1 protein-coding gene is annotated in these 1817 nt (G+C 65.4%); it reads left to right on the top strand.

Annotated elements, in window-relative coordinates; genetic code table 11:
- A partial coding sequence (infB, locus tag AC5RWT_RS36995; RefSeq protein ID WP_494084559.1) for a translation initiation factor IF-2 occupies positions 1 to 1817 on the top strand: 1817 nt, incomplete at both ends.

The raw sequence follows: 1817 nt of genomic DNA, 5'->3' as shown, positions 1-1817 counted from the left end.
CAAGCGCCAGGAACTGGAGCAGATGAGCGCACCGTCGCTGGGCGGTGTCTCGGTACCCCGCGGCGACGGCAGCACTGTTGTCCGGCTGCGCCGCGGCTCCTCCATCACGGACTTCGCCGACAAGATCGAGGCGAATCCGGCCGCGCTGGTCACCGTTCTCTTCCACCTGGGCGAGATGGCCACGGCCACGCAGTCCCTGGACGAAGACACCTTCGAACTGCTGGGCGTTGAGCTGGGCTACAAGATCCAGGTTGTCTCCCCGGAGGACGAAGAGCGCGAACTGCTTGACTCGTTCGACATCGACCTTGACGCAGAGCTCGAGGCCGAGGGCGAAGACGACTTGGAGCGTCGCCCCGCCGTCGTCACCGTGATGGGCCACGTCGACCACGGTAAGACCCGGCTGTTGGACGCCATCCGCAACACCCGCGTGGGTGAAGGCGAGCATGGCGGCATTACCCAGCACATCGGCGCTTACCAGATCGACTTCCAGCACGACGACCGGGACCGGAAGATCACCTTCATTGACACCCCGGGCCACGAGGCGTTCACCGCCATGCGTGCCCGTGGCGCCAAGGTCACCGACATCGCCATCCTGGTGGTTGCTGCCGACGACGGTGTCATGCCGCAGACCGTTGAAGCACTCAACCACGCGCAGGCTGCAGGCGTGCCCATCGTGGTCGCCGTGAACAAGATCGACAAGGACGGCGCCAACCCGGAGAAGATCCGTGGCCAGCTGACCGAGTACGGCCTGGTTCCCGAGGAATACGGCGGCGACACGATGTTCGTGGACGTCTCGGCGCGCGACGGGTTGCACATTGAGGACCTCCTCTCGGCCGTGCTGCTGACGGCAGATGCCGCGCTGGACCTGCGGGCGAACCCGAACAAGGACGCCCGGGGCATTGCGATCGAGGCAAACCTGGACAAGGGCCGCGGCGCCGTGGCAACCGTACTGGTCCAGTCCGGAACGCTGCGGGTCGGCGATGCAATCGTCACCGGCAGTGCCCACGGCCGCGTACGTGCCATGTTCGATGAGGACGGCGCATCCGTCACCGAGGCCGAGCCGTCGCGTCCGGTCCAGGTGCTGGGTCTGTCCACCGTGCCGCGCGCCGGCGACACCTTCCTGGTGACCGACGACGAGCGTACCGCCCGACAGATCGCCGAAAAGCGCGAAGCTGCGGACCGCAACGCCGCACTGGCCAAGCGCCGCAAGCGCATCAGCCTGGAGGACTTCGACAAGGCTGTGGCGGAGGGCAAGGTCGACACCCTCAACCTCATCCTCAAGGGCGACGTGTCCGGTGCCGTGGAGGCGCTGGAAGACTCGCTGCTCAAGATCGATGTGGGCGAGGACGTCCAGCTGCGTGTGATCCACCGCGGCGTGGGCGCGATCACCCAGAACGACGTCAACCTGGCGACCGTGGACAACGCGATCATCATCGGCTTCAACGTCAAGCCGGCCGAGCGGGTGGCCGAACTGGCCGACCGCGAAGGCGTGGACATGCGCTTCTACTCGGTCATCTATGCAGCCATCGATGACATCGAACTGGCGCTGAAGGGCATGCTGAAGCCGGAATACGAAGAGGTCCAGCTCGGCACCGCCGAGATCCGCGAGATCTTCCGTTCGTCCAAGTACGGAAACATCGCCGGCTCCATCGTCCGCTCGGGCACGATCCGCCGTAACTCCAAGGCACGCGTCAGCCGCGACGGCAAGGTCATCGGTGAGAACCTCACCGTCGATTCGCTCAAGCGGTTCAAGGACGACGCGACCGAGGTCCGCGAAGGATTCGAATGTGGTATCGGACTTGGGTCGTTCAACGACC

The organism is Arthrobacter sp. Dra40, from assembly GCF_059091905.1.
This window is presented reverse-complemented; position numbering and strand designations above follow the sequence as displayed.